A 4,934-nucleotide genomic window follows, 5' to 3' on the forward strand; every position below is an offset into this window, starting at 1 on the left:
GAGGCTTCGCCCTCCCGCACGCCCCTCGCGATGAACGCCGCTTCCCCACCGCCACCGGCAAGGCCAACTTCACCGCCGCACCGGTCGAATACCCCGAACTCCCCGAAGGGCGCCTGCTGTTGCAGACGCTGCGCTCGCACGACCAGTACAACACCACGATCTACGGCCTCGACGACCGCTACCGGGGCATCAAGAACGGCCGCCGGGTCGTCATGGTCCACCCCGACGACGCCGCCCGGCTCGGGATCGCCGACGGGTCGTACGTCGATCTGGTCGGCGAGTGGAAGGACGGCGTGGAGCGGCGGGCCCCCGGTTTCCGGGTCGTGCACTATCCGACCGCGCGGGGTTGCGCGGCCGCCTACTACCCGGAGACCAACGTCCTGGTCCCCCTGGACGCCACCGCCGACACCAGCAACACCCCGGCCAGCAAGTCCGTCGTCGTACGTCTGGAACAATCGACCACCGACTGAGCGTCCGCTCAGCCGTCAGTCAGGTCCACCCGCCAGACGCAGGACGAACGGAGCCGGCCCCATGGGCGAGCAGCAGCACGGGAAGTTCCCGCAGGACGTCATCGACGAGTACTCGGCACTCGGCGTCGACCTGGTCGCCCTCTTCTCCGCGGGGCACCTCGGCACCCGGATGGGCGTGGAGATCGTCGAGGCGTCCGCCGAGCGCGTCGTCGGCACCATGCCCGTCGAGGGCAACACCCAGCCGTACGGACTGCTGCACGGCGGCGCCTCCGCCGTCCTGGCCGAGACCCTCGGCTCGCTCGGGTCCATGCTGCACGGCGGCAGCACGAAGATCGCCGTCGGCGTCGACCTGAACTGCACCCACCACCGGGGCGCCCGCTCCGGCCTCGTCACCGGCGTCGCCACGCCCGTGCACCGGGGCCGCTCGACGGCGACGTACGAGATCGTCATCAGTGACGAGGACGGGCGGCGGGTGTGCACCGCGCGGCTGACCTGCATGCTGCGGGACATCAAGCCGGGCGACCCCGTCCCCGCGAACACCGCGAGCTGAATCCCCGCACGAGCCGATCGCGGCGGAACCACGGCACGCCGCGAACCGGCCCCGGACCGGAGGATCTCGACCCTGTCTTCCGCACCCCCGCCCGCTCCCCTACCGTTTCCCCATGAGGCTGCCGGCATGAGCGGTATCGGGCCCGTCGAATCCGTCGACTCACCGGAGAGGGACGGGAGTTACGAAGTCATCGGGGGTGACTCGCCCCGCCTGACCGACCATTGGCACACCCTGCCGCGGCGCACCCGCAGGGCCGTGCTCGCGGCGGGCACGACCGCCGCCGTCGCCGTCGGAGCCGTCCTCCTGCCGCCCTTCCACGACGGGCGGCAGGACGCCCCGGCCCCACCCGTGCCGTGGCCCGCGAACATCACCGAATGGCGCTACACCGGGCTCGCCCAGACCACCGACACCCCCACCACGACCGGCTTCTTCCGCTTCGCGGTCACCGTGGACAGCGGACCCCCCGTCGCCATCCGGGTCACCGGCGCCGCCTTCGACGGGCTCACCGCCCAGGCCGTCCCGGCCCCCACCTTCACCGTCCGCACCGGGGCGACCCGCCGCGTCACGGTGGAGATATCGGTTTCCGACTGTGTGGGACTGCCCCTGAATGCGGACCTCGCCTTTCTGGACGTAACGCTGCGTAACACGCGCGCAATACAGCACCACAGTTTCATCTTCGGCAGCGCCTACTCCAAGGACCTTTCCCAGCTCCTCCACAGGGCCTGCGGTACGACAAACGCCAGGCCAGGCCTACGGCCAAGCGGAAGTGCAGGTTCTCAAAATGTGGACCGAGGCTGAATTCCGCCAAACCGGCTGAGACCCACCTTTCGCCAAGCCCGCCAACCGGCACGTCATAACAAGAAAGTCACAAGCCAGCGCACCACGATGCCGATGCCTACAGACCGGGCTTAGAGTCACGGCCAGTCACCGCTCCATCGGGAGTTCGGTACCAGCGCAGCACCCTCCGCCCCCACCCGGGCGACTGTGCCTGCGGAAAGGACAGATTGTGCGACAGCGTTCTCTGGTGATTCTTACCTCCGTACTCACCACCGGAGCTCTGACCCTCACCGCCTGCGGCTCCCGGGACAGCGGCAGCAAGAGTGACAGTGGGTCCACCACCCTGACCATCGGCGTCGACGCCCCCCTGTCCGGTGAGAACTCCACCACCGGCCTGGGCATCCAGTACGGCGTCCAGATCGCCGTCGACGACGCCAACAAGAACAACTGGGTCCCCGGCGTCAAGTTCAAGGTCAAGGCCCTGGACGACAAGGCGCAGCCCGCCACCGGCCAGTCCAACGCCACCGCCTTCACCGGCGACAGCAACGTCGTCGGCGCCGTCGGCCCGCTGAACTCCGGCGTCGCCCAGTCGATGCAGCAGGTGTTCGCCTCGGCCAACATGGTCGAGATCTCGCCGTCGAACACCAACCCCGCCCTGACCCAGGGCAAGGACTGGGCGACCACCAAGACGCGGCCGTACAAGACGTACTTCCGCACCGCCACCACCGACGCCCTCCAGGGTGCCTTCGCCGCCGACTACGCGTACAACGGCCTCAAGAAGAAGAAGGCCTTCGTCGTCGACGACAAGCAGACCTACGGCGCCGGCCTGGCCGGGATCTTCAACGGCGCCTTCAAGAAGCTCGGCGGCTCCATCGCGGGCACCGACCACGTCAACACCGGCGACACCGACTTCAGCTCGCTCGTCACCAAGATCAAGAACTCCGGCGCCGACCTGGTCTACTACGGCGGCCAGTACGACGAGTCGGAGAAGATCACCAAGCAGCTCAAGGGCGCCGGCGTCAAGATCCCGCTGTTCGGCGGTGACGGCATGTACGCCACCACCTACATCCAGACCGCCGGCAAGTCCGCCGAAGGCGACCTCGCCACCTCCGTCGGCGTCCCCGCCGACACCCTGCCCGCCGCCAAGCAGTTCATCGCGACCTACAAGGCCAAGGGCTACAAGGGTGACTACGGCGCCTACGGCGCCTACGCCTACGACGCCGCCACCGCCATCATCAAGGCCGTGAAGGCCGCCAAGGACGGCAACGGCGACAAGCTGCCCTCCGGCAACGACCTCCGCTCCAAGGTCGTCGACGCCGTACAGAAGTCCGACTTCGAAGGCATCTCCGGCAAGGTCGCCTTCGACCAGTACGGCGACACCACCAACAAGCAGCTCACCGTCTACCAGGTCACCAACGGCGCCTGGAAGGCCGTGAAGACCGGCACCTTCAACGGCAGCTGACCTCACAGCTCCAGCACCACCGCACCACGGGCCGCGCGGAAGGAGGATCCCGACCGCGCGGCCCGTTGTCACACCCCCCCCACCCCCAGGCACGCGATCTGTGCACACGACCACCAGCGACAATGGAGGCCACGCGGTGAACACCCTGCCGCAGCAGCTGGCCAACGGGCTGCTCCTAGGCTCGATGTACGGGCTGATCGCCATCGGCTACACGATGGTGTACGGCATCGTCCAGCTCATCAACTTCGCGCACGGCGAGATCTTCATGACCGGAGCGTTCGGCGCTCTCACGGTCTACGCCTACATCCTGCCCGACGGCACCGCGATGGTGGTCGCCGTACCACTCATGCTGATCGGCGGCGGAATCGTCTCCGTCCTCGTCGCGGTAGGGGCAGAACGATTCGCCTACCGCCCCCTGCGGCAAGCACCACGACTCGCCCCCCTCATCACCGCAATCGGCCTCTCCCTGTCACTCCAGGAACTCGTCCGGAACTTCTACCCCGGCGCGGACAAGGCCCGCTCCTTCCCGAGCCTCGACGGCAACCACGACATCGGCTCCGTCACCATCTCCGACGCCGACATCTTCCTGGTCATCGCCGCCGTCATCTGCATGTCCGGCCTCGCCTGGTTCGTCCGCAAGAGCCGCACCGGCCGCGCCATGCAGGCCACCGCCCAGGACCCGGACACCGCCCAGCTCATGGGCATCGACACCAACCGCATCATCGTCATCGCGTTCGCCATCGGCGGCTTCTTCGCCGCCGTAGCAGCCGTCTCCTACGGCCTCAAGTACGGCAACATCGACTACCGCATGGGCTTCCTGATGGGCCTCAAGGCCTTCACCGCGGCCGTCATGGGCGGCATCGGCAACATCTACGGCGCCATGCTCGGCGGAGTCGTCCTCGGCGTCGCCGAGACCCTCGCCTCCGCCTACATCAGCAAGATCCCCGGCATGGAACAGCTCGGCGGCTCCAGCTGGGCCAACGTCTGGGCCTTCTGTCTCCTCATCCTCGTACTGCTGTTCAGGCCACAAGGCCTGCTCGGCGAACGCGTCGCGGACAGGGCGTGATCACATGACCGAGACGACCAAAACCCCGGCCACCCCGCCCGCCGACGACGCCACCGCGACCGCGACCGCGCACCAGGGCCTCATCCCGATGCCCGCCGCAGCGGCCCGCGCACTCACCCTCGGCGGCGGCATCGCCACCGTCGTCTCCGCGTTCCTCGCCTGGACGTGGACCTCCGACTTCCCCGGCGACCTCACGGTCTACGGCTACCCCGGCGGCCTGCAGTGGCTCACCGTCGTGGGCGGCATCCTCGTAGCCCTCTTCGCCCTCGCCGGATACGGCATCCGCGGCCTCGGCTGGCTCACCCCCGCCGGCGCCACCGGACCCACCCTCCTCACCGCACTCGGCGTCTTCGCCACCACCTGGTACACGGTCATCGCGATCGCCGTGAAGCTCGGCGGCTTCGTCAACCTCGAACCCGGCGCGTACATCGCGGCCATCGCCTCCCTCGCCACGCTCATCGGCAGCTTCGGCCTGCCCGCCGGCGAAGGCGCGACCCAGAAGGCGAAGGAAGCGTCCGGCTCCTACCTCGCCATCCACGGCCACTCCCGGTGGCGGCTCGTCCTCGCAGGCGTCAAGTACCTCAACGCCTACATCGGCAAGCCCGCCAC

Annotated in this window: 5 protein-coding genes and 1 pseudogene; all 6 read left to right on the top strand. The window is 68.6% G+C overall.

Annotated features, from left to right (window positions below; translation table 11 throughout):
* Window positions 1–470 (top strand): molybdopterin dinucleotide binding domain-containing protein (locus AC31A1_RS46675; RefSeq protein ID WP_489659138.1); only part of this gene is annotated, 470 nt, incomplete at its 5' end.
* A 61-nt stretch (window positions 471–531) separates the two neighbouring features.
* Window positions 532–1,020: a PaaI family thioesterase gene (locus AC31A1_RS46680; RefSeq protein WP_489659139.1), complete on the top strand. Its 489-nt coding sequence runs from the start codon at window positions 532–534 to the stop codon at window positions 1,018–1,020.
* 126 nt (window positions 1,021–1,146) lie between these two features.
* A complete protein-coding gene (locus tag AC31A1_RS46685; RefSeq protein WP_489659140.1) occupies window positions 1,147–1,818 on the top strand; it encodes a hypothetical protein in 672 nt (223 codons plus the stop codon).
* Window positions 1,819–2,041: 223 nt separating this feature from the next.
* Entirely contained in the window at window positions 2,042–3,259 is a 1,218-nt protein-coding gene (locus AC31A1_RS46690; protein ID WP_489659141.1) for a branched-chain amino acid ABC transporter substrate-binding protein, read from the top strand.
* Window positions 3,260–3,395: 136 nt separating this feature from the next.
* Complete coding sequence (locus tag AC31A1_RS46695; protein WP_359605144.1) at window positions 3,396–4,325, top strand: branched-chain amino acid ABC transporter permease; 930 nt, start codon at window positions 3,396–3,398, stop codon at window positions 4,323–4,325.
* Between the two features lie 4 nt (window positions 4,326–4,329).
* Window positions 4,330–4,934, top strand: a pseudogene (locus AC31A1_RS46700) (branched-chain amino acid ABC transporter permease); the annotation flags it as partial.

The organism is Streptomyces sp. P5F9, from assembly GCF_057961495.1.